The 22,995-nt window shown below is 63.9% G+C and carries 25 protein-coding genes; 12 read left to right on the plus strand and 13 right to left on the minus strand.

All coding sequences use genetic code 11. From position 1 onward, the window contains the following. Positions 1-34: 34 nt before the first annotated feature. The 5 genes from P6U27_RS34575 to P6U27_RS34595 form a co-directional block, all read right to left on the minus strand. On the minus strand, positions 35-1,873 hold the full coding sequence (locus tag P6U27_RS34575) for a long-chain fatty acid--CoA ligase (protein WP_209295515.1): 1,839 nt from the start codon (positions 1,871-1,873) through the stop codon (positions 35-37). A 91-nt stretch (positions 1,874-1,964) separates the two neighbouring features. Continuing rightward, on the minus strand, positions 1,965-2,753 hold the full coding sequence (locus P6U27_RS34580; RefSeq protein ID WP_129142760.1) for an ABC transporter ATP-binding protein: 789 nt from the start codon (positions 2,751-2,753) through the stop codon (positions 1,965-1,967). 3 nt (positions 2,754-2,756) lie between these two features. Then, positions 2,757-3,515, minus strand: a complete 759-nt coding sequence (locus tag P6U27_RS34585) for an ABC transporter ATP-binding protein (RefSeq protein ID WP_129142761.1) — start codon at positions 3,513-3,515, stop codon at positions 2,757-2,759. Continuing rightward, positions 3,512-4,663, minus strand: coding sequence for a branched-chain amino acid ABC transporter permease (locus P6U27_RS34590; RefSeq protein WP_122405870.1), 1,152 nt, complete (start codon positions 4,661-4,663; stop codon positions 3,512-3,514). The genes P6U27_RS34585 and P6U27_RS34590 overlap by 4 nt, the downstream gene beginning before the upstream one ends. Positions 4,664-4,668: 5 nt before the next feature. Next, positions 4,669-5,544, minus strand: coding sequence for a branched-chain amino acid ABC transporter permease (locus tag P6U27_RS34595; RefSeq protein ID WP_122405871.1), 876 nt, complete (start codon positions 5,542-5,544; stop codon positions 4,669-4,671). A gap of 262 nt (positions 5,545-5,806) precedes the next feature. Here P6U27_RS34595 and P6U27_RS34600 point away from each other — a divergent pair, with 262 nt between their 5' ends. The 4 genes from P6U27_RS34600 to P6U27_RS34615 all read left to right on the plus strand — a co-directional run bounded on the left by P6U27_RS34600 (position 5,807) and on the right by P6U27_RS34615 (position 8,804). Next, positions 5,807-6,556 (plus strand): ABC transporter ATP-binding protein, encoded by a 750-nt coding sequence (locus P6U27_RS34600; RefSeq protein ID WP_162500655.1) that lies wholly within the window; start codon positions 5,807-5,809, stop codon positions 6,554-6,556. Further along, positions 6,553-8,079, plus strand: a complete 1,527-nt coding sequence (locus P6U27_RS34605; RefSeq protein ID WP_122405873.1) for a permease — start codon at positions 6,553-6,555, stop codon at positions 8,077-8,079. The genes P6U27_RS34600 and P6U27_RS34605 overlap by 4 nt, the downstream gene beginning before the upstream one ends. A 78-nt stretch (positions 8,080-8,157) precedes the next feature. Next, on the plus strand, positions 8,158-8,412 hold the full coding sequence (locus P6U27_RS34610; protein ID WP_122405874.1) for an AbrB/MazE/SpoVT family DNA-binding domain-containing protein: 255 nt from the start codon (positions 8,158-8,160) through the stop codon (positions 8,410-8,412). Beyond that, positions 8,409-8,804 (plus strand): type II toxin-antitoxin system VapC family toxin, encoded by a 396-nt coding sequence (locus tag P6U27_RS34615; protein WP_122405875.1) that lies wholly within the window; start codon positions 8,409-8,411, stop codon positions 8,802-8,804. The genes P6U27_RS34610 and P6U27_RS34615 overlap by 4 nt, the downstream gene beginning before the upstream one ends. Before the next feature lie 17 nt (positions 8,805-8,821). Here the strand turns inward: P6U27_RS34615 and P6U27_RS34620 are convergent, their stop codons facing one another. After that, positions 8,822-9,988, minus strand: a complete 1,167-nt coding sequence (locus P6U27_RS34620; protein WP_122405876.1) for an acyltransferase — start codon at positions 9,986-9,988, stop codon at positions 8,822-8,824. A gap of 223 nt (positions 9,989-10,211) precedes the next feature. Here P6U27_RS34620 and P6U27_RS34625 point away from each other — a divergent pair, with 223 nt between their 5' ends. The 5 genes from P6U27_RS34625 to P6U27_RS34645 all read left to right on the plus strand — a co-directional run bounded on the left by P6U27_RS34625 (position 10,212) and on the right by P6U27_RS34645 (position 12,959). Then, on the plus strand, positions 10,212-10,616 hold the full coding sequence (locus P6U27_RS34625; RefSeq protein WP_129142764.1) for a glycosyl hydrolase family 28-related protein: 405 nt from the start codon (positions 10,212-10,214) through the stop codon (positions 10,614-10,616). A gap of 5 nt (positions 10,617-10,621) precedes the next feature. Continuing rightward, positions 10,622-11,200 (plus strand): hypothetical protein, encoded by a 579-nt coding sequence (locus P6U27_RS34630; protein ID WP_407193431.1) that lies wholly within the window; start codon positions 10,622-10,624, stop codon positions 11,198-11,200. Then, positions 11,200-12,012 (plus strand): MBL fold metallo-hydrolase, encoded by an 813-nt coding sequence (locus P6U27_RS34635; protein ID WP_122405879.1) that lies wholly within the window; start codon positions 11,200-11,202, stop codon positions 12,010-12,012. Before P6U27_RS34630 ends, P6U27_RS34635 begins: the two co-directional genes overlap by 1 nt. Positions 12,013-12,082: 70 nt before the next feature. Continuing rightward, positions 12,083-12,352, plus strand: a complete 270-nt coding sequence (locus P6U27_RS34640) for an EamA family transporter (protein ID WP_244607827.1) — start codon at positions 12,083-12,085, stop codon at positions 12,350-12,352. Positions 12,353-12,419: 67 nt separating this feature from the next. Further along, positions 12,420-12,959, plus strand: a complete 540-nt coding sequence (locus P6U27_RS34645) for a hypothetical protein (protein ID WP_162500471.1) — start codon at positions 12,420-12,422, stop codon at positions 12,957-12,959. An 86-nt stretch (positions 12,960-13,045) separates the two neighbouring features. Here the strand turns inward: P6U27_RS34645 and P6U27_RS34650 are convergent, their stop codons facing one another. After that, the gene (locus tag P6U27_RS34650; RefSeq protein ID WP_164936783.1) at positions 13,046-13,501 is read right to left on the minus strand and encodes a cupin domain-containing protein; all 456 of its coding nucleotides are present in this window, start codon (positions 13,499-13,501) and stop codon (positions 13,046-13,048) included. 235 nt (positions 13,502-13,736) lie between these two features. Between P6U27_RS34650 and P6U27_RS34655 the strand changes: the two genes are divergently transcribed. Beyond that, positions 13,737-13,874, plus strand: a complete 138-nt coding sequence (locus P6U27_RS34655; protein WP_244607828.1) for a hypothetical protein — start codon at positions 13,737-13,739, stop codon at positions 13,872-13,874. A 347-nt stretch (positions 13,875-14,221) separates the two neighbouring features. Here P6U27_RS34655 and P6U27_RS34660 read toward each other — a convergent pair whose 3' ends face one another. Both P6U27_RS34660 and pcaB read right to left on the minus strand, forming a co-directional pair. Further along, a complete protein-coding gene (locus P6U27_RS34660) occupies positions 14,222-15,478 on the minus strand; it encodes an aminopeptidase (protein WP_122405882.1) in 1,257 nt (418 codons plus the stop codon). 113 nt (positions 15,479-15,591) lie between these two features. Next, positions 15,592-16,953 carry a 3-carboxy-cis,cis-muconate cycloisomerase gene (gene pcaB, locus P6U27_RS34665; RefSeq protein WP_122405883.1) on the minus strand — a complete coding sequence of 454 codons (1,362 nt, stop codon included), beginning with the start codon at positions 16,951-16,953 and terminating at the stop codon, positions 15,592-15,594. Between the two features lie 369 nt (positions 16,954-17,322). Here pcaB and P6U27_RS34670 point away from each other — a divergent pair, with 369 nt between their 5' ends. Next, complete coding sequence (locus P6U27_RS34670; RefSeq protein WP_122405884.1) at positions 17,323-18,879, plus strand: winged helix-turn-helix domain-containing protein; 1,557 nt, start codon at positions 17,323-17,325, stop codon at positions 18,877-18,879. A gap of 99 nt (positions 18,880-18,978) precedes the next feature. Beyond that, positions 18,979-19,824, plus strand: a complete 846-nt coding sequence (locus P6U27_RS34675; RefSeq protein ID WP_407193432.1) for a GMC oxidoreductase — start codon at positions 18,979-18,981, stop codon at positions 19,822-19,824. Between the two features lie 7 nt (positions 19,825-19,831). Here the strand turns inward: P6U27_RS34675 and P6U27_RS34680 are convergent, their stop codons facing one another. The 4 genes from P6U27_RS34680 to P6U27_RS34695 all read right to left on the minus strand — a co-directional run bounded on the left by P6U27_RS34680 (position 19,832) and on the right by P6U27_RS34695 (position 22,955). Continuing rightward, complete coding sequence (locus P6U27_RS34680; RefSeq protein ID WP_122405885.1) at positions 19,832-20,515, minus strand: hypothetical protein; 684 nt, start codon at positions 20,513-20,515, stop codon at positions 19,832-19,834. A gap of 88 nt (positions 20,516-20,603) precedes the next feature. Beyond that, entirely contained in the window at positions 20,604-21,317 is a 714-nt protein-coding gene (locus P6U27_RS34685) for a hypothetical protein (RefSeq protein WP_162500473.1), read from the minus strand. A 182-nt stretch (positions 21,318-21,499) separates the two neighbouring features. Further along, positions 21,500-21,748: a hypothetical protein gene (locus P6U27_RS34690; RefSeq protein ID WP_122405886.1), complete on the minus strand. Its 249-nt coding sequence runs from the start codon at positions 21,746-21,748 to the stop codon at positions 21,500-21,502. Between the two features lie 241 nt (positions 21,749-21,989). Beyond that, positions 21,990-22,955 (minus strand): nitronate monooxygenase family protein, encoded by a 966-nt coding sequence (locus P6U27_RS34695; RefSeq protein WP_162500474.1) that lies wholly within the window; start codon positions 22,953-22,955, stop codon positions 21,990-21,992. Positions 22,956-22,995: the final 40 nt, after the last annotated feature.

The following is a 22,995-nucleotide window of genomic DNA, read 5'->3' on the forward strand; positions in this document are numbered from 1 at the left end:
CACAGCCCCTTCGCTTCTCGACTAGGCAGACGCGTCACGCCACCTCACGCTCGCGATACATCGCTTCGATCTCGGCGGCGTAGCGCTTGTTCACGAAGCCGCGCTTCAGCTTCATGGTCGGCGTCAGCTCCTCGTCCTCCGGGGTGAGCTGGCGCTCGATCAGATAAAACTTCTTGATCGTCTCGACACGGGCGAAGTTGCCGTTGACCTGCTCGATCTCGCGCCCGATCAGGTCGTGAATCTCCCTCGCGCGGCACAGGCTCGCATAGTTGGTGAAGGGAATGTCGTGATCCTGGGCGAACTTTTCGACGTTCTCCTGGTCGATCATCACGAGGCAGGTGAGATAGGGCCGCTTGTCGCCGACCACGACCGCGTCCGAGATATAGGGTGAGAATTTGAGCTGGTTCTCGATCTCGGACGGCGTGACGTTCTTGCCACCGGAGGTGATGATGATGTCCTTCATCCGGTCTGTGACGCGGACGAAGCCCTCATTGTCGATGGTGCCGACGTCGCCGGTGTGCAGCCAGCCGCGCGAATCGATGGTTTCCGCGGTCTTCTCCGGCTGGTTCAAATAGCCCATGAACAGGAACTCGCCCTTGATCAGGATCTCGCCGTCGGGCGACAGTGCGACCTCGCCCCAGGGCACGGCGGTGCCGACCGAGCCGAGCTTGATTCTGTCCGCGGGCATCATGGTGGCGACCCCGCAATTCTCGGTCTGGCCGTAGACCTCGTGCATGTCGATGCCGAGCGCGAGATACCAGCGGATCAGCTCGGGCGCGATCGGCGCTGCGCCAGTGAACGCAATGCGACAGCGGTCGAGCCCGATCATGCGGCGAATGTTGCGGAAGGCGACCAGGTAAGCGATGCGGTTGGCGATGCGTAGCGATAGCGGCGGCGCTCGGCCCTCGAGCCTGTAGTCGACCATGCGATAGCCGATGCCGATGGCGCGGCGATAGACCCATTGCTGCAACGGCGTCGCATCCTTCAGCGCGATGGTGATGGCGGAGTAGAATTTTTCCCAGATCCGCGGCACCGCGAGGAAGGCGGTCGGCTGCACCTCGCGCAGATTGTCCGGCACGGTTTCCGGGCTCTCGGCGAAATTCATCACCGAGCCGAGCGCGACCGAGATGTAATAGCCACCGACGCGCTCGGCGACGTGGCAGAGCGGCAGGAAGACCAGCCGGTCCTCGTCCTCTCGCGCCGGGATGAAGTCGTTGGCGTGCCGCATCTGGTGGGTGACGCCGCGGTTGGCGTGCATCGCGCCCTTGGGCGGACCGGTCGTGCCGGACGTATAGACGAGGATCGCGAGATCGCCGGCGCTGCGGCTGTCGATCATCTCCTGCCACAGCGCTTCGCGGCCGACCATGTGGTTGCGGCCGAGCGCGCGAAACTCGTCGAGCGACATCACCATGTCGTCGGAGAAGCCGCTGAGCCCCTCCATGTCGAACACGATGATCTTCTGCAGGGACGGACACCGCGCGCGGCAGGTGAGGATCTTGTCGAGCTGCTCCTCGTCCTCGGCGAAGATCACCTTGGTGCGGGAATCGTTGACGAGATACTCGACCTGGGATGGGGAATCGGTCGGATAGATTCCTGAGGAGACACCGCCGGCGCACAATATCCCCATATCGGCGTAGACCCATTCGGGCACGGCATTGGCGATGATGGAGGCGACGTCGCCGGGCAGGAAGCCGATGGCGCGAAGCGCGTAGGCGACCTCCTTCGATATCGCGAGCCATTCGCGCCAGCTGGTCGGCTGCCAGATGCCGAACTTCTTCTCGCGGATCGCAGGCCGATCGCCCCGCGTCTCGGCGGCGCGCAGAAAGCTCTTTGCGATCGTATCAGCGACCGTCAGCACCGCCGGTCGGACCATGCGCCTCTCCTCCCTGTCGCCTGCCTCCGCTGCCTGCCTTGCCGGCGGTCTATGTTGCGGATGACGAGCTCATCTTACTGCCAGCTCTTCCTCACCGCCATGTCTTCTTCTTTTTCCAGCGCCGCTCGCCGCGTGCGCCCGCTTCCTTGGCGCCAAGGTAGAATTCCTGGATGTCCTGGGAATGCATCAAGCGGTCGCAGGTGTCGTTCATCACGATGCGGCCGATCTCCAGGACATAGCCGTAATGCGCCGTCTCCAGCGCGACTTTGGCGTTCTGCTCGACCAAAAGGATCGACATGCCCTGCTCCTCGTTGACCCGGCGGATGATGGTGAAGATCTCCCTCACCAGTAGCGGCGACAGACCGAGCGAGGGCTCGTCAAGCAGCAGCAGCGTCGGCCGGTTCATCAGCGCGCGTCCGATCGCCAGCATCTGCTGCTCGCCGCCGGAGAGCTGACCGGCCGGCTGGTCGATGCGCTCCTTCAGTCGCGGGAAATAGCCGTAGACGCGCTCCAGATCCTCCACGACGCCATCGCGGTCCTTGCGCGGATAGGCGCCCATCATCAGGTTCTCGCGCACGGAGAGGAACGGAAACACCTCGCGTCCTTCCGGCACATGGCTGAGGCCGAGCCGCACGATCCGGTCAGCCTCCATGCGCTGGATCGGCTTGCCCATGAACTCGATCGTCCCCTTCTGCGGATCGAGGATGCCCGAGATCGTCTTCAGCACCGTGGTCTTGCCGGCGCCGTTGGCGCCCAGCAGCGTGACGATGCGTCCGCGCGGCACCTCCAGCGAGATGCCGCGGATCGCCATGATCGGCCCGTAATAGCTCTCGATGTTGGAGAGCTTCAGGATGATGTCCGGGGTCACCGCGGCTTCCATGCGTCAGGCTCCCAGATACGCCGCGACGACGTCGGGGTGCTCTTGCACCTCGGCGGGCGAGCCCATGGCGAGCACCCTTCCATAGTTCAGCGCGATGACGCGATCGGAGACGCGGTTCACCAGCGACATGTCATGCTCGACCATCAACACGGTGACGCCGAGCTCGCTCTTCATGTCGCGGATCCAGAACGACATGTCGTCGGTCTCCTCGACGTTGAGGCCGGAGGACGGCTCGTCGAGCAGGATCAGCTTCGGCTCGGAGCACAGGGCGCGCGCCAGCTCGATCACCTTGCGCACGCCGTAAGGCAGGCCCGAGATCAGCTTGTCGCGATAGGGTTCCAGATCGAGGAATTCGATCACCTGCTCGACCCTGCGGCGATGCACCTTCTCGTTGGCACGTACGCTCGGCAGGAACAGCAGCTCCTGCCAGAGCTGCGTGGTGGAATGGCGGTGACGCCCGACCAGCAAATTCGACAGCACGGTCGCGTTCTCGAACAGCTCGATATTCTGGAAGGTGCGGGCGATGCCGAGCTTGGCGATGTCGTAGGGCGGCTGCTCGGTGATGTCCTGGTCCTCGAAGAAGATGCGGCCCGAGGTCGGCCGGTAGATCCGCGAGATCAGGTTGAAGATCGAGCTCTTGCCGGCGCCGTTCGGCCCGATGATCGAGAGGATCTCGCCCTTCTCCACCGCGAACGAGACCGCATCGACCGCCTTGAGGCCGCCGAAATGCAGCGACAGGTTCTCGGCGCGAAAATAGCTCATCGGTTGCGCTCCGACTTCACGTAGATCTTCTGCCGCTTGAAGGTGGCGCGCTTGTAGAGCGGAAACAGCTGGAAGAAGAGCTTGATCTTCAGCCAGCGGCCGTAGAGCCCGAGCGGCTCGAACAGTACGAACAGCACGATGATGATGCCGTAGATCGCTCCCTTCAAACCATTGAGCGAAGCGAAAGCCGCGGCGTTCGACTGGATATTTCCCGCAGTCGCCGGGCTCGCGCCGAAGGTTGCGGCGATGCCGGCGATGATGCCGGGCATGTCGTCCTTGAGATAGGTCAGGAACGGATCGATCATCACGATGAAGATCGCACCCAGCACCGCACCGTGCAGGCTGAAGGTGCCGCCGATCAGGATCACGATGATGAACTCGATCGAGAGCTGCAGCGTGAACATCTCCGGCGAGATGAAGGAGAGCTTGTGCGCGAACAGCACGCCGGCAAAGCCGGTGATCGTCGCCGAGATCGCGAACGACTTGACCTTGTAGAGCGCGACATTGACGCCCATGCTGCGCGCCGCCGTCTCGGAGTCGCGGATTGCGACGAAGGCGCGGCCCGTCGGCGAACGTAGGAGATTGAGCGTGCCGACGATGGTCAGCACCAGCACGGCTAGACAGAGGTAATAAAATGTCGGGCTGTCGCGCGGCACGGTGACGCCGAGCAGCGACAGCGTCTTGACCCGCATGCCTTCATTGCCGTTGGTGACGCTCTCCCATCGCGCCAGGATCTCCTCGACGATCAGGGCAAAGGAGATGGTGGCGATGACGAGATAGATGCCGGTCAGGCGCAGGGCGGGAAAACCGACCATCGCGCCGATGATGCCGGTCGAGGCTCCGGCGGCGAGGAAGTAGACCGGGAACGGCACGTTGTACTTCTGCAAATAGGCCGCGGTGTAGGCGCCGATCGCGAGGAACGCGGCGTGGCCGAGCGAGGCCTGGCCGGTGAAGCCGGTCAGGATCAGCAGCGCCACGCCGACGGTTGCATAGATGCAGACGAACACCAGCTGGCTCATCAAATAGCTGGAGAGCACATAGGGCGCGATCAGCAGCAGCGCGAGCAGGAGGCCGTAGGAGATGATGTAACCCGAATGCGGGAACAGCTTGATATCGTCCTCGTAGTCGGTCTTGAACAGGAAGCGCATGATGTTCAGACCTTCTTGCGGACGTGAAGGCCGAACAGGCCTTCGGGCTTCAGGAGCAGCACGGTCAGCAACACCACGTAGGGCGCGACGTCCTTCCAGCCCTCGGGCAGGTAGAAGCCGGCCATGCTCTCGATCACGCCGATCAGGACGCCGCCGACCACGGCGCCCGGGATCGAGCCGAAGCCGCCGAGCACCGCGGCGGGAAACGCCTTCAGGCCAAGCACGAGGCCGACATTGGAGTGAATGAAGGTGATCGGCGCCAGCAGCACGCCGGCGCAGGTCGCGACCGCCGCGCTGATCGCCCAGACGACCGACACCACGCGCTTGACCGGGATGCCCATATAGTAGGCCGCCAGCATGTTCTCGGAGCTGGCGCGCATCGCGGTGCCGAGCATGGTCTTGTTGAAGAACAGCCACAGCAGCGCGCACAGGATCATCGTCGCCGCGATCACCGAGAGCTTGTCGTAGGCGAGCACCAGCGAACCCATGCGGAGCACGCCCTGGCTGAACGGCGTCTCGATCTTCAAATCGTCGGTGCCCCAGATCATGCCGGCGACCGAGCGCAGGAAATAGCCGAGGCCGATCGTGGCCATGATGATCGAGAATTGCGGGTAGCCGAGGATCGGCCGCACCACCACGCGCTCGGCCAGCATGCCGAACAGCGCCATCGCGGCCACTGCACCGGCAAAGCCGATCCAGTAGTTCAGGCCCATCATCCCGATGAAGGTGAAGGCGAAGAAGCCGCCCAGCATCATCAGATCGCCCTGGGCGAAGTTGACGACCTCGGTGGCCTTGTAGACGAGCACGAAACCGAGTGCGATCAGGCCGTAAACGCAGCCGAGCGCAACACCGCTGACCAGCTGCTGAACGAAATCCAGCATCGCCGCGCATCCTCCCGATGCAACCGGCGGTTCTTCGTGACCACCTTGCCGCATCTTGTGTCCAGTCGCTACGCAGTCGTTTCGCTGCGTTAGCGCCATTTGTCCGGCATCAATTCAGCCTGAACGCCCGCGCGCTGTCAACAAACGGTGACTTGCCTTTAGTCCAACCCGGATGGCGGAATTTGTCGGCCGTAAATTCACGGTGCCGAAACATCTTCAAGTCAAGGTCGCGGGCGATGCAAAACCGGATGGTATGGCCGTCATGAAGCCGGGCAACTCGGCGCTGGAAGTTCGAGGGTTAACGAAGCGTTTTGACCGCCTGGCGGTCGACAGCCTCGATCTCACCATTCACGCCGGCGAATTCTACGCCCTGGTCGGCCCCAACGGCGCCGGCAAGACCACCAGCTTGCGCATGGTTGCGGGCCTGCTGCGGCCCGATGCCGGCGCGGTCTCGATCTTCGGCACCGATGCGCTGGAGAATCCCACCGCCGCCAAGCAGGTGATGGCCTGGGTCTCCGACGAGCCCATGATCTACGACAAGCTGACCCCGCTCGAATATCTCGAATTCGTCGCGGGGCTCTGGGGCATCGCCCCGTCGGCCTCGGAACCGGTCGCGGAAGAGCTGCTCAGCTCGCTCGGGCTCGAGGCGCACCGGCACGAGCGCTGCGAGGGCTTTTCCAAGGGCATGCGCCAGAAGGTCGCTCTCGCGGGAGCACTGGTGCACGATCCCCGCCTCATCATCCTCGACGAGCCGCTGACGGGGCTCGATGCCGTCTCCGCCCGCCACGTGAAGGGCCTGCTCAGCGCGCGCGTGCGTGCCGGCTGCACCGTGATCATGACCACGCATATTCTCGAGGTCGCCGAGCGCATGGCCGACCGCATCGGTGTGATCGCGTCCGGGCGCCTGGTCGCCGAGGGCACGCTCAGCGAGCTGCGCCAGCGGAATGGCCATGCCGACACCAGCCTGGAGGATCTCTTCATCGCGCTGGTGACGCTTCAGGCTGCGGCATGAGCTCGGCAACCGCGCTGTCCTGGTTTGCCCGCCACGAGCTGCGGCTCGCCTGGCGCGAATGGGTCGCCATGATGACGGGCGGCCGGCGCAAACGTACGCGCGCTGCCGTGATCGGCCTCGTCTGCTTCGCCGCGCTGCTGCACCTGCCGGCCTGGGCAGTGATCGGCCGTTTCGCCGACCTGCAGCTGCCGCTCGACAAATCCTCGCTGATCGTGATTTCGGCGACGATCTTTCTCGCCTGGACCTTGATGCTGTCGCAGGCGATCGAATCGGTGACGCGGGTGTTCTACGCCCGCGCCGATCTCGACCTGATCATGTCCTCGCCGGCGACCTTGGCCAATCTGTTCTCGGTCCGCATCGCCGCGATCGCACTGACCGTCACCGTGCTCGCGCTGCTGTTCGGGACGCCCTTCATCGACGTTCTCGTGATCGGCGGCGGCGTGCGCTGGCTCGCCGCCTTCGGCGTCGTCGTTGCGATGGGCCTGTCGGCCGCGGCGATCGCCATCGCCGTCACCATTCTCCTATTCCGGCTGATCGGCCCGGCGCGAACGCGCCTGATTGCCCAGATCCTCGCCGCGATCATCGGCGCCGGTTTCGTGATCGCGCTTCAGATCGCCGCGATCATCTCCTACGGCACGTTGTCGCGCTTCACCATCCTGACCTCGGGGAGCCTTGCCGCCTACGCGCCTGATATCGGCAGCATCTGGTGGTGGCCGGCCCGGGCAACCATGGGCGACAGCGAGGCGCTGCTGCTGCTTCTCGCGCTCGCTCTGGTGCTGCTCGGAAGCGTCATGGCGATATTCTCGCATCGATTCGCCGACACCGCGATCGATGCGGCGGCGTACGGCACGTCCGGCCGCGTCCGCGCCACGGAGCGCCCGTTCCGCGGCGGATCGCGCCAGCAGGCGCTGCGGCGCAAGGAATTCATGCTGCTGTGGCGCGATCCCTGGTTGATCTCGCAGACATTGATGCAGCTGCTCTATCTGGTGCCGCCGGCGCTGCTGCTCTGGCGCAATTTTGCCGAAAGCTCCGCGGCTCTGACGCTGATCACGCCCGTGATCGTGATGGCGGCGGGACAGCTCGCCGGCGGGCTCGCCTGGCTGACGATCTCCGGCGAGGACGCCCCCGACCTGGTCGCAACAGCACCGTTGACGCCGTCCAGCGTCATCCGCGCCAAGATCGAGGTGGTGCTGATCGCAATCGCAGTCATCTTCTGCCCACTGGTCGGAGCGCTGGCCTTCGCCTCGCCGCTCCAGGCCGCGGTGAGTGCCGGCGCGATCATCGTCAGCGCGGCCTCGGCGGCCGCGATCCAGCTCTGGTTCCGGGTGCAGGCAAGGCGCAGCCAATTCCGCCGCCGCCAGACGTCTTCGCGGCTTGCAACCTTCGCCGAAGCCTTCTCCTCGATCGGTTGGGCCGCGACCGCCGCGCTGCTGCTCGCCCTGCCGCTGGCCGGCCTCATCAGCGGCCTGATCACCGCGAGCCTCGTCGCCCTTACCTGGAAGTTCAGCCCCAGGCGGGAGTAAGAGCGGGAGTGGGGGCCTACTCACTTGAAAGTAAGGCTAAATCGCCTTACTTATCGGCGAGCAAGGATTGAGGCTCCGATGAGTACGCTCACTGTCACGGCAAAGGGGCAGGTTACGCTCCGGAAGGATCTCCTGGAACACCTCGGTGTACATCCGGGCGACAAGATCTCGATAGAAAAACTTCCTGGGGGACGAGTTGAGGTGAAAGCCGCTCGACCAACCGGAAAGATTTCGGATGCCTTCGGCTTCCTGAAAGGGAAAACGAACAATCGATCACTGTCGATCGAGGAAATGAACGAGGTCATTGCTGACGCTTGGGCCGGTAAGCGATGAAGATAACACCCGATACCAATGTCCTGGTGCGGGTTCTGGTCGAAGATCACGCCGAACAGAGCAAGGTGGCCGAAGCCCTTCTCAAGAAGGCAGACCTCATAGCCATTTCGATCCCCGCATTATGCGAGCTGACCTGGGTTCTCTCTCGAGGCTACAAGACTTCGGCTGCCAATATCGCGGCTTCGATCCGGCACTTAATCAATGCCTCCAATACGGTTGTTGACCGGCCCGCAGCCGAGGCCGGATTGGCGTTCCTTGATGCCGGGGGTGATTTCGCCGATGGTGTCATCGCCCACGAGGGCAACTGGCTTGGAGCCGATACCTTCGTCTCTTTCGACAAGAGGGCCGTGAAACTGATCGAGGCAAGCGGCGGATTGGCGCGAATACCCTAGCGCGCGATCCTGCCACGTCAGGTCTCGAAGGCCGGCTGCGCGCTGCGCACTGCGGCAGCCTTGCGCCGATCCGTCAGGCGCCTGACCCAGTTCCGTCCGGGCTCTTCCACGAAGCGATAGGTTGCAACCGACAGCAGCACGGTCGACAGCAGCATTGCAATTTGCAGGAGATCCCCCAGCCAGAGCGATCCATTCAGGGAGACCACCTTCGTCGGTTCATGGCCCGAGCTCAGCGCATAGGAAACAAACAGCTCCATATGCCCGAGACGTTCGACGACCATGAGGATCGCCCGCACAACGGCTCTGACGAGCGGATGCAGCATGTAGATCGAATAAGTCAGTGTGCCGATCATGAGCATGGATGGCGCCGTCAGCCGACGGCTGACCGCACCGGCCTCACGCGCGAACACCAGAACGACCAGCGTGAACACCATGGGCGACGCCACCTGCAGTATGACGTTGCTTCCGGCGACCGAAACATAGAACACGACGAGCATGACGCTCGCCGCCTCGAGCCATGTTTCGCCTGATGGCCCCAGGCGTGCGCGCAACACCGGGAAGCGCTCTCGCAAATCGAAACAGACAACGCCGAGCGCAAAGCCATAGAGGCAACGCACGAGACCATAGTCGTAGGTCGCATTCATCCCATCGGGGCTGATGGTGGCGAGCACGGCCGGTCCGACCATGATCGGGAGCAGCCAGGGCAAGATCGCCGGCCCGATCCGGCTTACGACGACGGCGAAGATCGCATAGGCGGCGAACTCGGTGCTGATGCTCCAACTCGCGAAGTTCAGCCAGTTTTGCGGATTGATGCCGAGGCCCTGCAGCAGAAGGACGTTTGTGACGATGGCCTGGAGAAGGTTGGGACGGATGCCGTCCTTCGCAGCATCAATGGGAATGAACAGCAGCAACGTCACGAGATGCAGGGGATAGATGCGCCCCAGCCGCAGCACGAGAAAGCGGCCGGTGCCAAAGCCCTCGGCAAGGCGCGAGCGATAATTCGAGGCGATGACAAAGCCGCTCAATACGAAGAAGAAGTCGACGAACAAATAGGCGTGTCTGGTGAGTGGCAGGAAGGACAGATGGCTGATCACGTCGAAGTGAAACAGCGCAACCATGCAGGCGCAAATGCCGCGCCAACTGTCGAGCGCATGATATCGGGTGACGTTTTCAGCCGAGGCCATCGGAAACGGGTAGGCAGAAAACGCGACTGTCACAAGCAAGGGTTGAATACATGCTTAATGTGGCACGTGGTCGCGGAACCACGCAGCGCCCGCTTCGACTGATTGACCGTCGATGACTTGAAAAATCTAGAGTTGAAGTCCCACGAGCGGACACAGCCGACAAGTTTCGGACAGCATCGTCTCTTTTTCAGACACCCTCCCTCCAGCATCAGGACTCGATCTCTTGACAGGTGCCCCACAGACCATCGCCATCCTTCAAACCTATATGGCGAACCTGATCGCCACCCTGCAGGCCAGAACGGGAAATCTGAAGATCAACCTGGTCACCGATCCCGAGTTCGGCGCCGATCCAACCAACACGGTCGACAGTACCGCAGCTTTCGCCGCCGCTCTCGCAGGTCCCGCGGTGGCGGTCATCCCGCCGGGCACCTACAAGATCAACAATCTCGTTATTCCCAGCGGCGCCTGCCTGATCGGCTATTCCGCCTTTGGGTATGGCAACTCCGACGGCGTCAGTAACAAGATGATCCTCGTCGCGCTGAGCAGCTCGACGGTCCGCGTGTTGAACGTCGATGGCGCCTCGAACGTCATGCTGGCAGGTTTCCAGATCGACTGCTACTCGCCCTGAACAACGTGCAGAACGCGACCTGCGGCAATGACTCGCCGGCGGTCTGGGCGCGCGAAAGCGGCACCAGCGGCAACATCAGCTTCGTCGACAACGACCTCTCCGGCACGACCGTACCCATGCCGATGGCGCTCGCCAACACGTGGTCCGGCAATCTTCCGACAAGTTACACGTTCTCGAACAATCTCGGCCTGCTCATGGACGAGCGGACGAGCGGACGACCCGTGGTCAAGAGCGGCTTTCCCTATCAGGACCTGCAGAACATCAACCTGTCGGCAAGCTCGACCGGCAGTACGGGAGGGTGGTGCACCGACAATCACGCCGTCGCCGGCGTTCGGAACCATAGGCACCAGCGGCTATATCGGATTCGGGTCCGGTACGCTGCAGCTCGGTTGGACCGGCATCGCCGCGGATGTCTCGACCTATGCGCTGAGCGTCCAGAACACCAGCGGTGCGACCCACTATGTCACCGCCCAGCTCTTCTGAGCTGCGTCACTTTTCCGAATCATGCCCTCGGCGGCATGACGCCGGAACAATTCGAAGATACAGTGACCGGATCGTCGACTGAATGGCGGACGGATCAGTGATGTCACGACTATGGCTGGCGGCTTTGGCGTTCCTCGGCTGGCTGCTGACCCCTGCCTTCGCCCAGCAGCCACAGCGCAGCGAATGCCTGGCGATGGCCAATGCGGCGCCGCGGGTCATGCCGGTCGTCTTCAGGCAGGCGACAGCTGCGGCCGAGGTCGAGATCACCTATGCCGGCCACTCCACCTATTTCATCGACACGCCCGCCGGCTTGCGCATCGCGACCGACTATAGCGGCGCATACCAGGTCGGGCGGCTGCCCGATGTCGTCACCATGAACCGGGCGCACAGCACGCACTACTCTTTGTACCCGGACAAGCGCATTCCCCACGTGCTGCATGGCTGGAGCGACGACGGCAAGCCGGCGATCGTGTCGGAGCGTATCAGCGACACCTTCATCCGCAACGTCACGACCGACATCCGCCGCTATTACGGCGACGATGCCGGCAGCGACATGATCCGCGACGGCAATTCCATCTTCATCTTCGAGGCGGCCGGCCTCTGCATCGGCCATCTCGGCCACCTTCACCACAAGCTGGACGACAGCCATTTTGCCCAGATCGGACGGCTAGACATCGTGATGGTGCCGATCGACGGCACTTACACCATGTCACTGGACGGCATCTCCGAGATCACCAAGCGGCTGCGCGCCTCGGTGGTGCTGCCGATGCACCGCTTCGCCACCCCGCTAGACGACTTCATGCGCCGGATCGGCCAGGAGTTCGAAATCGACCGGCGCATCGAGCGCTCGTTCCGGATGTCGCGGGATACGCTGCCGACGAGCCCGACCGTGATCATCCTCGACGGGGTCTGAGCGCCAGAACCGGAACGCATCAGCCGTCGACGATTCGGTTGCTCCGAGAGCCACGTCAGTCGGAGCAATCATGAACAAGCGGTTCCTCGTCATCGGCTCTTTTGCGGCAGCGCTTTGGTTGATCATTTCCGGCAGCGTGATCGGATTCGTCGCCTACAATTGGCTGCTCGAGAGCGTATCGACCTCCTTGGTGTCGACCTATACCTTCGTCAACCCGGTGATCGCGATGCTACTCGGCACCCCTGTGCTCGGAGAGCCGTTCTCTCGCATGATCCTGGTGGGTCTCGTCGTTGTCACCGTTATCGTCATCTCGCGCGCTGAACGCAGCCGCAAGACCTGACGACGGCAATTTTCTCCAAGTCGCCCGCGGCTCGTTCGTGCTGAAATCTCCGCAACAGGAGAGCAACATGAGCGACTTTGCGAGACTTCTGCACGCGAGCGGGCCGCATCCCGAACACGAGGCGGCGCTTCGGCTTTACGGCCGCTTCGTTGGCGACTGGAACAGCGAGATCACGGTACATGCGCCTGATGGCGCCAGGCACACGGCAATTGGCGAAATCCACTTCGGCTGGGTGCTGGAAGGCCGTGCGATTCAGGACGTCTGGATCATTCCCCGGCCTGCGGGCAGCCCAGCCTTTCCGATCGCCGGCAATTGGTACGGCACGACGCTGCGCGTCTACGATCCGGCCATCGATGCGTGGCGGATTTCCTGGTTCGATCCGGGCCGCCGCGTGTTCCGGCAGCAGATCGGCCGTCCGCGTGGCAACGACATCGTGCAGGAGGGCACGACCGAATCCGGCGAGCTGACGCGCTGGAGCTTTACCGAGATCACGGACGATTCCTTCCGTTGGCTCGGCGAAGCCAAGTCCGCAGCGGCACAGGATTTTCGGCTGATGGTGGAGGTCAAAGCACGACGGCGCAAGGCTATGACACCAGCGGACCCATGAAACGAGAAGAGGGGCCGGAATGCTGGTCCCGACCCCTCTTCGTCGTGGCCGCTGGGAAGCGTCCTTGAAAAACCTTGTTGTCCGCTTTAGCCGGCACCCATCAGCGAGGCGGGACGGCGTTCGCCGGTCAACGCGAACATCTTCTTCAGCTTGTTGACGGCGCGGATCAGGAAGCCGATCATCACGGGGTTGGTCTTGCGGCAGAAGGCGATCTTCTTGACGTGGCCTTCGACATGCCATTTGGCATGCGCCCCGTCGCGGAAGAAAATGACGTCGCCGGGGCCGTAGCGCTTCGGCGGCATGCCATCACTTTCGAGCACGATCGATCCTTCCATGATCATGATCGTCTCATCGATGTCATAGTACCAGTTGAAGCGGCCCTCGGTGCAGTGCCAGATGATCGTCTGGGCAGTGCCGTCCGCGCTGGTCGACAGGACGCGCGAGCGGGATACCGGATTGCCCTCGATGATCCAGGACGGCTCGATCGGCCGCAGCTCGAGGTCCACGTTGCAACTACCGATTTCAATCAATGCGCGCGACATCTGCGTCCCCAGGAGATATAAATATGAATGGGCGGGTCTCGGCCCGGATTGCTTCGAAAGAAGCTGGGACGCTAGTAGCCGGTTTTTAATTCTTTCTTACGCAGAGCTCGACAATCAGCCCCTAGTTGCAAGTGCGAAACGGTTAACGTCGCGATTTCCCTGCAAATCCCTACACATGAACCGATCTTTTCCGGGGTGCGACAAAGTGCGCGAAGTATCGGAAGGAGCCGCACCGATGCCCCTCACGCCCGAGGTTCTGACCGCCAACGGCGAGGTGGTCGCCCGGCTCCGCAGCCTCGACATCTCCTTCGCGCCGGACGAGGAGCCGCAGGCGGCGACCTCGCCGAAATGCGCCGCGCGCGGATGCGCTTGAGGCGACACTCGACCACGAGCATGAGGTCAATGAGGCTCGCGAAGAAATCCGCGACGCGCTCGAGCTGCCGGAGAAGGATGATCCCGTCGGCGCGCTTTACGAGGCCGTGGCGGCTTCCGATGCCATCGTGCGCGCCACCGATGGCAGCCCGTTCACGACACTGTTCAACCGCTTCAGCATCGACAACAACCCGATGCTGCGCAACGCGGCCGCGTGAGGGTTGACGCTTGCGAGCTTGAACCTTCAAGGATCGTCATGCCCGGGCTTGTCCCGGCCATCCACGCCCTGCTACGGAAAAAGAAGAACGTGGATGCCCGGGACAAGCCCGGGCATGACGAGCAGCAGCGCTACTTCGCCCATTCGCCCTTGCGGAACACGGGCACCTTGCTGCCGTCGGCCAAAATGCCGTCGATGTCGGTCTCGGCCGAACCGATCATCCAGTCGATATGGATCAGGCTCTGGTTGCCGCCTTGCGCCGCGATCTGCTGCGGCGTGAGCTGGGCGCCGTTGACGAAGCATTTCGAATAGCACTGGCCGAGCGCGATATGCGAGGCGGCGTTCTCGTCGAACAGCGTGTTGTAGAACAACAGTCCGCTCTGCGAGATCGGCGAGGAATGCGGCACCAGCGCCACTTCGCCGAGGCGCCGCGCGCCCTCGTCGGTGTCGAGCACCTTGTTCAGCACTTCAGCGCCGCGCGAGGCCTTGGCGTCGACGATCTTGCCGTCCTCGAAGCGCACCGCGATGTTGTCGATCAGCGTGCCCTGATAGGACAGCGGCTTCGAGCTCACGACATGACCATAGACGCGGCGGCAATGCGGGGTGGTGAAGACCTCTTCGGTGGGAATATTGGCGTTGCAGCTGATGCCGTTCTTGGAGAGTGACGCGCCGCCTTCCCATTCGTGACCGTCGGCAAGCCCGATGGTGAGGTCGGTGCCGGGACCCGAATATTGCAAGGCGCGGAAGCGCTGGCCGTTGAGCCAATTGGTGCGTTCGCGCAGCACCGCATTGTGGCTCGCCCAATTGCCGATCGCATCCTCGCGATCGACACGGGACGCGGCGAAAATCGCATCAGCGAGCTTGCCGACCGCGATGTCCTCGGGATCATCAGGGAACACCAGCTTCGCCCAGGACGGGCTCGGATAGGCGATGATGTTCCAGTTGGTGTCGAAATTGACGATCTTCTCCAGCGCGGGCTGATAGGCCATCGAATTGGCTTTGCTCGCACGCGCCACTTTGGAAGGATCCTCGCCGGACAGCAACATGGGATTGTCGCCGACGATGGCGAGCCGTGCGGTGTTGTCCGAAAACGCCTTGGCCATGCCCTCGTAGAGCCAGCCGGCGGCACGATCGAAGCTGTTGTCGTGACCGTGGCGGTAGCGCGCCAGCGTCATCTCCTCGTCCGACAGGATCGGCGTCACGAGGCCGGCGCCGGCCTTGTAGGCATGCACGGCGATCCGCCGCACCAGCGGCAGCGCGATCGCGGGCGCGGTCAGCAGCAGGTCCTGTCCCGGCCGCAAGCCCAGGCCCACTTTCACCGCCACCTCGGCCAGCCGGTCGAGCTTCGCGGGATCGATGGGAGTGGAAGTATTGCGTTGATCAGTCATGCCGGGCCCTCTGCCGAAAGTCTCTCACTCAATCTAAGTCTAGCATCGCAAGACACAAGTGTGCGAGCGTCTTGCAAGGCGTGAAAGATACGCGGTTTCACGCATTTTGGTTTTCAACGCGTTGCCGATTTCAGCACCCGGTCGACCATCGCGGGCGCGAGCCCGAGGTAATTTTTCGGTGAGGTGAGCGCCTCGATTGTGGCGCGGTCGATGCGGCTCGATATCCGTGAATCGGCGGACAGCGCATCGGCAAGGCTCATTCCCTTCTCGGTGGCCCGACGGCAGGCGTCATAGACGACGTCATGCGCCTCCTGCCGGCCGATCTGCGGCGCGAGCCCCATCATGACCGCTTCGGCCACAATCAGGCCGCGGCTGATCGCGAGATTGTCGTTCATCTTCGCCTCGTCCACAATGAGGCCTGCGAGCGCAAACTTGGCTTGGTGCAGCGCGCCGGCGGTCAGTACGAAGCTTTCGGGGATCGCCATCCATTCGGCGTGCCAGGGACCGGTAGCTCGCTCGAAATCCTGCACCATCGCGTCCAGCATCAGGCCGGCGTGCTGGCGCACCGCCTTGGATGCCGCAAGCATCAGTTCCGATGAAATCGGGTTGCGCTTCTGCGGCATGGTCGAGGAGGCGCCGCGTCCCTTGACGAAGGGCTCGTAGACCTCGGCGAACTCGGTCGAGGCCATGATCATGATGTCGAGCGCGATCTTGCCGAGCGAGCCGGTGACGAGGGCGAGGAAGTTCACCGCCTCGGCAAAGCCGTCGCGCGCGACGTGCCATGTCGAGGCGGGAACGCCGAGCTTCAGTTCGGTGCAGAGCGCCTCCTGCACCTCGAACCCCTTGTCGCCAAGCGAGGCCAGCGTGCCGGCAGCGCCGGCGAACTGGCCGACCAGCACGCGCGGCTTCAGCTGCGCCAGCCGCTCGGCGTGGCGGTCGAACATCGCGAGCCAGATCGCGGTCTTGTAGCCGAAGGTGACCGGCAGCGCCTGCTGCAGGTGAGTTCGACCCGCCATCGCCGTGTCGCGATGGCGCTTCGACAGATCAGCCAGGATCTTGCGCAGCTCGGCGATGTCGCGTTCGACGATCTCGAGCGCGGCCTGCAGTTGCAGCACCACGGCGGTGTCCATGATGTCCTGCGTGGTCGCGCCCCAATGCACGTAGCGGCCGGCCTCGCCGCATTGCTTCACCATCTGATGCACCAAAGGGAGGATCGGATAGCCGACGATGTCGGTCTCCTGTCGCAGCAGATCGAAATCGAGCGCGCCAACCTCGGTCCGCGCCGCGATCGCTGCGGCGGCGTCCTGCGGGATCACACCGCACTTCGCCTCCGCCTTCGCCAGCGCCACCTCGACCTCGGCGTAGCGCGCAACCGTCGCGACGTCGGAGAACACCTCGCGCATCTCGGGCGTGCCGAAGGCGTCGCGAAACAGCAAGGAGTCGAGCACGGTGGTGGAGGCGGGGAAAGCAGGCATGAGCGTTTCTTCGTGGTTGGTGTTTGGTGTGAAGGCAGCTTACGCAGGCCACGTTTTTCGGCAATGGACATTCACCTTTCGCCACATCTGCCGCGCTCCGGCTTTACAACGGCGCGTCGCGCACGATGTCAGCAGCGCACGAAGAGCCTCGGGATGACGGTGTTGGATGGGCGAATATGATCGCCTCGGCGATCGGCCCCAGACCGCAACATTCAAGCTGCGGTCGTATTCCCCTCCGGAAACGGCATGGCAGCCATCACGCAATCGCGATGAACCAAGCGCCACCTTCGCCAGACACACGATTTTCGACCCAAATTTCATTTTGTCGTTTTGCTTGCCCGATTTCGAAATGAGGCCTGAGTTCTCGACGTGCAGTTTCTGTTCCGGGACCACCTTCTCGATACCGACCGGCGCGAGCTGAGCCGCGAGCAGGTTCCCGTTGCCGTGGAGCCGCAGGTTTTCGATCTCGTCGTCCACCTCATGCAGAACCGCGACCGGGTGGTCAGCAAGGACGAGCTGATCGACAAGATCTGGCACGGGCGCAGTGTGTCCGAATCGACCCTGACCAGCCGGATCAACGCGGCGCGCAAGGCGATCGGCGACGATGGCGCGAGCCAGGCGCTGATCCGCACCATCACCCGCAAGGGTTTTCGCTTCGTCGGTGATGTCCAGACACAACACGGCGCGGTTCCGCCGGAACCGGTCCGCATCGCCCAACCTCAGGCAGCTTTCGCGCTACCCGAGCGGCCCGCGATCGCCGTGCTGCCCTTCACCAATATGAGCGGTGAGGCCGAGCAGGATTATTTCTCCGACGGCATCAGCGAGGACATCATCACCGCGCTGTCGAAGCTGCGATGGTTCTTCGTCGTCGCGCGCAACTCCTCCTTCGTCTACAAGGGCCGCGCCGTGCACATCCACGAGGTCGCGCGGGAACTCGGGGTGCGCTACGTCGTCGAAGGCAGCGTGCGGCGGAGCGGCGAGCGGGTGCGCATCTCGGCCCAGCTCAACGACGTTTCGACCGGCAGCCATCTCTGGGCCGAACGCTACGACCGCGAGCTCGCCGACATCTTCGCGGTGCAGGACGAGATCACCGAGGCGATCGTCGCCGCGATCGAGCCGCAGCTCTATGCCGCCGAAAGCTTCCGAGCCCAGCAGAAGCCGCCGGGCAGCCTGGATGCATGGGACCTCGTGATGCGCGCATTGTCGCATTACTGGCGCATCACCCGCGAGGACAATGCCGTCGCGCAAAAGCTGCTGGAGGAAGCCGTCGCGGTCGATCCCGCCTACGGCAAGGCGCTCGGCCTGCTCGCGACCAGCCATATGTTCGGCGCGCATATGGGCTGGGCCGACATGGCCGCGACCGCGCCGGTCGCTGAACGTGCGGCGCTCGCGGCGGTGGAGGCCGACCGCGAGGATGCCTGGGCCCATCACGGCCTCGCGTACACCTATCTGTTCCGCCGCCGCTTCGACGACGCGCTGGCTGAATTCGAATTGGCTTTGAGGCTCAATCCGAATTTTGCCATGGCGCATGCCTTCCACGGCGTGACGCTGTGCTATGCCGGACGATGGCAGGACGGCGATGCCGCCGCCCGCCGCGCACTGCGGCTGAGCCCGCGCGACCCGCTCGCGGCGATCTATTGCGGGGTTGCGGCCTATGCCCGGTTCGTCGGCCGCGACTATGAGGGGGCCGTGCGGATGGCACGGGAATCGATGCGCCAGCGCGGAGATTTCGTCGGCGCACACCGCGTGCTGACGGCCGCCGCCGGCATGCTGGGCAATCCGGTGCTCGCGGCTTCCGCCCTGGAGGGCCTGCGCCGCGCCCAGCCCGAGGTCTCGCTTGCCTGGATCACGCGCGAGCTGCCGATGCTGCGGGAGGAGGATCGTGCGCATTACCTCCAGGGCTTGCGGCGCGCCGGACTGAAATAGCCGTGGCGCGATGATGGCGGCGGACCTCCCCGTTGTCCATGGGGAGTGGAATTAAGCTGCGCCAATCGGCAAAGCACGAATCTTGCAAGCGCCCGCGGCATGAATGTCTTCGCGGAGTGCCCTTCAACGTACGACACGATCATCGTGGGCGCCGGCTCGGCCGGCTGCGTGCTGGCCAACCGCTTGTCGGCCGATCCAAGCCGCAAGGTGCTGGTGCTGGAGGCCGGTCACGCTGCCCCGCCCAACCTCCGACATTCCGTCGGACTGGCCGACGATGTTCAACACATCAGTCGATTGGGGCTTTCACACCGGGCCGCGAGCAGGCTGCCGCGGACGGCGCATCTACTGGCCGCACGGCAAGATGGTCGGCGGCTCCGGCGCGATGACAGCCGCCCCGATGTCGAGCCCGATCTCCAGCTCTATGGCGCGATCAGCCCGCACCGCGACTATGTGCGCTTCCTGTCGTCCAAGCCGGGCATCACCCTGCATGCGACCTTGCAGCGGCCGAGGAGCCGCGGCCGGATCACGCTGCGCTCGGGCGACCCGATCGAAGATCCCGCGATCGATCCCGGTTATTTCGCGTCGGACCCGAGTGGCAGCGACATCGTGACCATGATCGAAGGCGTGCGCATCAACCGTCGCATCGCAGCGCAATCACCGCTCAAGGAGATGATCGAAAGCGAGGTTACGCCGAGCGCGGAAGCGACCAGCGACACCGAGATCGCCGACTATGTCCGCGGCCATTGCACGACGCTCTATCATGCCGTCTCGACCTGCCGGATGGGCGCGGACGAGCTGGCCGTGGTCGATCCCAAACGATTGCAGGTGCGCGGCATCGACGGGCTGCACGTCGCCGATGCCTCGGTGGTCCCCGATCATGATCTCGGGCAACATCCAGACGCCGACGATCCTGATTGCCGAATGCGCAGCTGCGGCGATCACTGACTAGGCGCTAATCGTCGTCAGGCCCGAACAGCCTGATCTGCGGGAAGCCGCCGCGCGGCCGGCTCGCGGAATCGCGCGCATCGGAATCTTCGCGGATGTTGCGCGCAACGTCGTCCCAATCGGTGCGGTCGCGCATGCCGCGCGGCTCGCGGAATTCATAGTGCCGGCGCTCGGCCCAGCGCTCGCGACGCTCGGCTCGGCGCCGTTCGGACGCGGCGCGCTTCATGTCGGAATCCCTGGCCTTGGCATAGGCGTTGTTCGACGGGGATGACGGCTCGGTGGCGGCCTGCTGCTCGGCAGGTTTTGCTGCCTGTGGTGACGATGCCGGGGCCGGCTTGGACGGCTCGACTGCAGCGCCTTGCGAGGACTGCGGCGGCGGTGGTCCAGCATTCGCCGACGTGGTTTGCGTATCAGGCTTTGCGGCTTCAGGTTTTGCTTCGGCCTGCGCGGGTACTGCGATCATCGCGCCAAAGGCTTGGGAGCCGGTGAGATAATTGACGCGCTCGGACGGGGCATTCGCGCTCGCTGGCGTGGAAGCCTCCGTGCGCTGCGTCATCTTGCCGGTGTTCGGGCCCTGCTTGGGCGCGACCGGATTCATGATGTTGCCGGCAACGATACCGCCGCCGAGACCGATGGCGATGGCCGCGATGATGGTTCCGGCACCGACAAAATAGGCTGTCGCGGCGCGCATTCATCCACTCCTGTTTTGGAGCGGGCAACGCGTGGGGATTGCCAGATGTTCCTGATGGCCGCGGCTCCTCAAAGAGGAACCGCGCATGTCAGATCTGCTGCGCGACCTTCTCGAGCCCGATGAGGCGAGCGAGCTTGCGCACTTCTTCCTTCTGGTCGTCGCGGAGCTGGAACAGCAGCGGCATCGCGGCCGACTTCAACTGCTGCACCTCCTCGCAGTTCGGATCGATCTGCGCGCTGGGCGGCGCGTTTGGATTCGACAGCTTGTTCGCCTGGATCTTGCGGGCGACGTTGCGCAGCGCGGTCTCGACCGAGGGCCAGTAATATTCCTGCGACGACGACAGTTTCAGGCGATCCCTGATGCCGGCGATCTGCACGTCGGACAGCAGCGAATAGGACTTCTGCGGCTGCGGCTTGGCGACGACCTTCGGCTTGGCCGGAACTTCGACGGCTGGAACCTCGGTCGCGGCGGGCGCCTCGTGCGCGCTTGCTTTCGGCATCGGGAAATCAGAAGGCGTGGCCGCGGCGAAGGCCTGGCGCAGCGGCTCGGTCAGCATGGGAGCCTGGGCAGGCTTGTCGGCGGCGACCTGGACCGGCTCGATTGCAGCCGAGGCCAGAGCGAGCGTCGGGAGCAGACGGTCGGCCTTGGCGGCGCGGTTCGTTGCGAGCGGCTTGGGCGGGGGCGTCTGGGCGATCATCTCGGCGCTGATGCTGGGCACGCTGTCGCGGCCGAGAATTGCGGTGGTGGCGGCGCCGAGGACGAGGAAACAGGTCAGCGCGACGATGGTGATGGCTTTGGACAAACGTCCCTCCGCGTCCGACTTCAAGTCCAAGTCTGGAAGTCCAAGTCTGGCTTCAAGTTCAAGTCTGGCTTCAAGTTCAAGTGATCACTGCCCGGAAACTGGGCGATAATTAAGGCTTAACCGTGCCATCGCGGCGGCAATCGCGCGGACTACGACGACATCGCCCGGGGATCCCAAGCAGATCAGGCAGCTGCCGCGAGATCATAGGCGTCCTGGATGTCGGCCACGATCTCCGAGGCCTCCCAGACCGCGCGCGGCTCGACCGATTGCAGCGTCACCGTCCAATTGCCGCCACGGCGGGTGCGGGGAACGCTGACGATGTCGAAGCGCACATTGCGGCACAGCGGGTGGCGGGCCAGCGCATGGGCGACGCGAACGCGGATCTCGTCCAGCGTCGCAGCTCTCTTGCCGTTGAGATAATCGAAGTCCATCGCCTGTCCCTCTCGCTCCTGATTGGCGGCCGTGACGGGGATTCTTGGCGGGCGATGGTTAATCTGCCGTTAAATGAACGGAGCGGAAGCGTGCGGGATCAACCGTGATGGAGGGCTCTCTCCGAAACCAAGGTGGCAGTTGGACTCGCGGAGGCTCCCCCTCACCCGCCGCGCTCGGACGATGCTTCGCATCGATCGGCGCGCATCGGCCGCTCCCGTAGGCGGGAGAGAGGCGAACAGCCTACCGCGCACACGCCTGACGATATTCGGCGACTGTTCGCGCGACGAGATCATCGACCGCGAGCACGTCGGTCACCCCCGAAGCCGAGTGGCCGGCGCTCCAGACGTCGCGCCAGCGCTTTGGCCGGTTCTCGCGCGCGGCGACGTCGATATCCTCAGCGATGTCGATCGCGCCGCGTGCCGGCAGATCGTCTGGATCAAGCCCGGCGGCGACGATCGACGGCCTCAACATGCTGGTCTGCAGTCCCGTGAACGCGGTGGTGAGCAGGATGTCGTCCGCGTTGCTTTCGACCAGCATCCGCTTGTACCGGTCATCCGCCATGCTCTCCCGCGTTGCAATGAACTTCGTGCCCATGTAGGCGAGATCGCAGCCGAGCACGTCGGCGGCGTGCAGCGCGCGGCCGTCGCTGATGCCGCCCGCGAGCACGACGATGCCGTCGTAGAATGCGCGTACCGCGCGGACGAAGGCGAACGGGTTGAGCCAGCCCGTCTGCCCGCCCGCACCAGCCGTGAGCAGCACCAGCCCGTCCGCGCCTGCTTCCACCGCGCGCTTGGCGTGGCGGATCGAGGCGACATCCGCCAGCACCAGTGTGCCGGCGTCATGCAGCGGCTTCAGCACCGGTGCTGGCGAGCCGACCGACGTAATGACGATCTCCGGCCCGTGCCGGAGCAGCACGGCGAGGTCCTGCTCAAGCCGCGCGTTGGAGCGGTGGACGATCAGGTTCGGACAGAGCGGCGCTGCCTTGTGGCCGGTTTCGTCCTCGTGCCGCCGCAGCCGCGTCTCGATCTCGGTGAGCCATTCATCGAGTTGTTCCGCGCCACGGCAATTCGCGGTGGGAAAGCTGCCGATCACGCCATTGCGGCAGGCTGCAGCCATGAGCTCGACGCCTGACACCAGAAACATCGGCGCCGCGATCAGCGGCAGCGCGAGACGATCACCGAAGCGTTGCAGTCGGTCCGATGGCATGCATGCCTCCCTCTCGCGGGCTTTGTCGTTTCCTCCCGCG

Source organism: Bradyrhizobium sp. STM 3566, from assembly GCF_045571445.1.
GTDB lineage: Bacteria > Pseudomonadota > Alphaproteobacteria > Rhizobiales > Xanthobacteraceae > Bradyrhizobium > Bradyrhizobium vignae.

What these genes read in the sequence shown, in the direction of transcription:
- P6U27_RS34695 (WP_162500474.1), bottom strand. Translation starts at nt 22,955, where the DNA reads ATGCCATCGGACCGACTGCAACGCTTCGGTGATCGTCTCGCGCTGCCG.
- P6U27_RS34660 (WP_122405882.1), bottom strand. Translation starts at nt 15,478, where the DNA reads ATGACTGATCAACGCAATACTTCCACTCCCATCGATCCCGCGAAGCTC.
- pcaB (WP_122405883.1), bottom strand. Translation starts at nt 16,953, where the DNA reads ATGCCTGCTTTCCCCGCCTCCACCACCGTGCTCGACTCCTTGCTGTTT.
- P6U27_RS34645 (WP_162500471.1), top strand. Translation starts at nt 12,420, where the DNA reads ATGAGCGACTTTGCGAGACTTCTGCACGCGAGCGGGCCGCATCCCGAA.
- P6U27_RS34650 (WP_164936783.1), bottom strand. Translation starts at nt 13,501, where the DNA reads ATGTCGCGCGCATTGATTGAAATCGGTAGTTGCAACGTGGACCTCGAG.
- P6U27_RS34615 (WP_122405875.1), top strand. Translation starts at nt 8,409, where the DNA reads ATGAAGATAACACCCGATACCAATGTCCTGGTGCGGGTTCTGGTCGAA.
- P6U27_RS34595 (WP_122405871.1), bottom strand. Translation starts at nt 5,544, where the DNA reads ATGCTGGATTTCGTTCAGCAGCTGGTCAGCGGTGTTGCGCTCGGCTGC.
- P6U27_RS34680 (WP_122405885.1), bottom strand. Translation starts at nt 20,515, where the DNA reads ATGCGCGCCGCGACAGCCTATTTTGTCGGTGCCGGAACCATCATCGCG.
- P6U27_RS34620 (WP_122405876.1), bottom strand. Translation starts at nt 9,988, where the DNA reads ATGGCCTCGGCTGAAAACGTCACCCGATATCATGCGCTCGACAGTTGG.
- P6U27_RS34590 (WP_122405870.1), bottom strand. Translation starts at nt 4,663, where the DNA reads ATGCGCTTCCTGTTCAAGACCGACTACGAGGACGATATCAAGCTGTTC.
- P6U27_RS34605 (WP_122405873.1), top strand. Translation starts at nt 6,553, where the DNA reads ATGAGCTCGGCAACCGCGCTGTCCTGGTTTGCCCGCCACGAGCTGCGG.
- P6U27_RS34690 (WP_122405886.1), bottom strand. Translation starts at nt 21,748, where the DNA reads ATGGACTTCGATTATCTCAACGGCAAGAGAGCTGCGACGCTGGACGAG.
- P6U27_RS34610 (WP_122405874.1), top strand. Translation starts at nt 8,158, where the DNA reads ATGAGTACGCTCACTGTCACGGCAAAGGGGCAGGTTACGCTCCGGAAG.
- P6U27_RS34580 (WP_129142760.1), bottom strand. Translation starts at nt 2,753, where the DNA reads ATGGAAGCCGCGGTGACCCCGGACATCATCCTGAAGCTCTCCAACATC.
- P6U27_RS34600 (WP_162500655.1), top strand. Translation starts at nt 5,807, where the DNA reads ATGAAGCCGGGCAACTCGGCGCTGGAAGTTCGAGGGTTAACGAAGCGT.
- P6U27_RS34575 (WP_209295515.1), bottom strand. Translation starts at nt 1,873, where the DNA reads ATGGTCCGACCGGCGGTGCTGACGGTCGCTGATACGATCGCAAAGAGC.
- P6U27_RS34635 (WP_122405879.1), top strand. Translation starts at nt 11,200, where the DNA reads ATGTCACGACTATGGCTGGCGGCTTTGGCGTTCCTCGGCTGGCTGCTG.
- P6U27_RS34640 (WP_244607827.1), top strand. Translation starts at nt 12,083, where the DNA reads ATGAACAAGCGGTTCCTCGTCATCGGCTCTTTTGCGGCAGCGCTTTGG.
- P6U27_RS34585 (WP_129142761.1), bottom strand. Translation starts at nt 3,515, where the DNA reads ATGAGCTATTTTCGCGCCGAGAACCTGTCGCTGCATTTCGGCGGCCTC.
- P6U27_RS34655 (WP_244607828.1), top strand. Translation starts at nt 13,737, where the DNA reads ATGCCCCTCACGCCCGAGGTTCTGACCGCCAACGGCGAGGTGGTCGCC.
- P6U27_RS34675 (WP_407193432.1), top strand. Translation starts at nt 18,979, where the DNA reads ATGAATGTCTTCGCGGAGTGCCCTTCAACGTACGACACGATCATCGTG.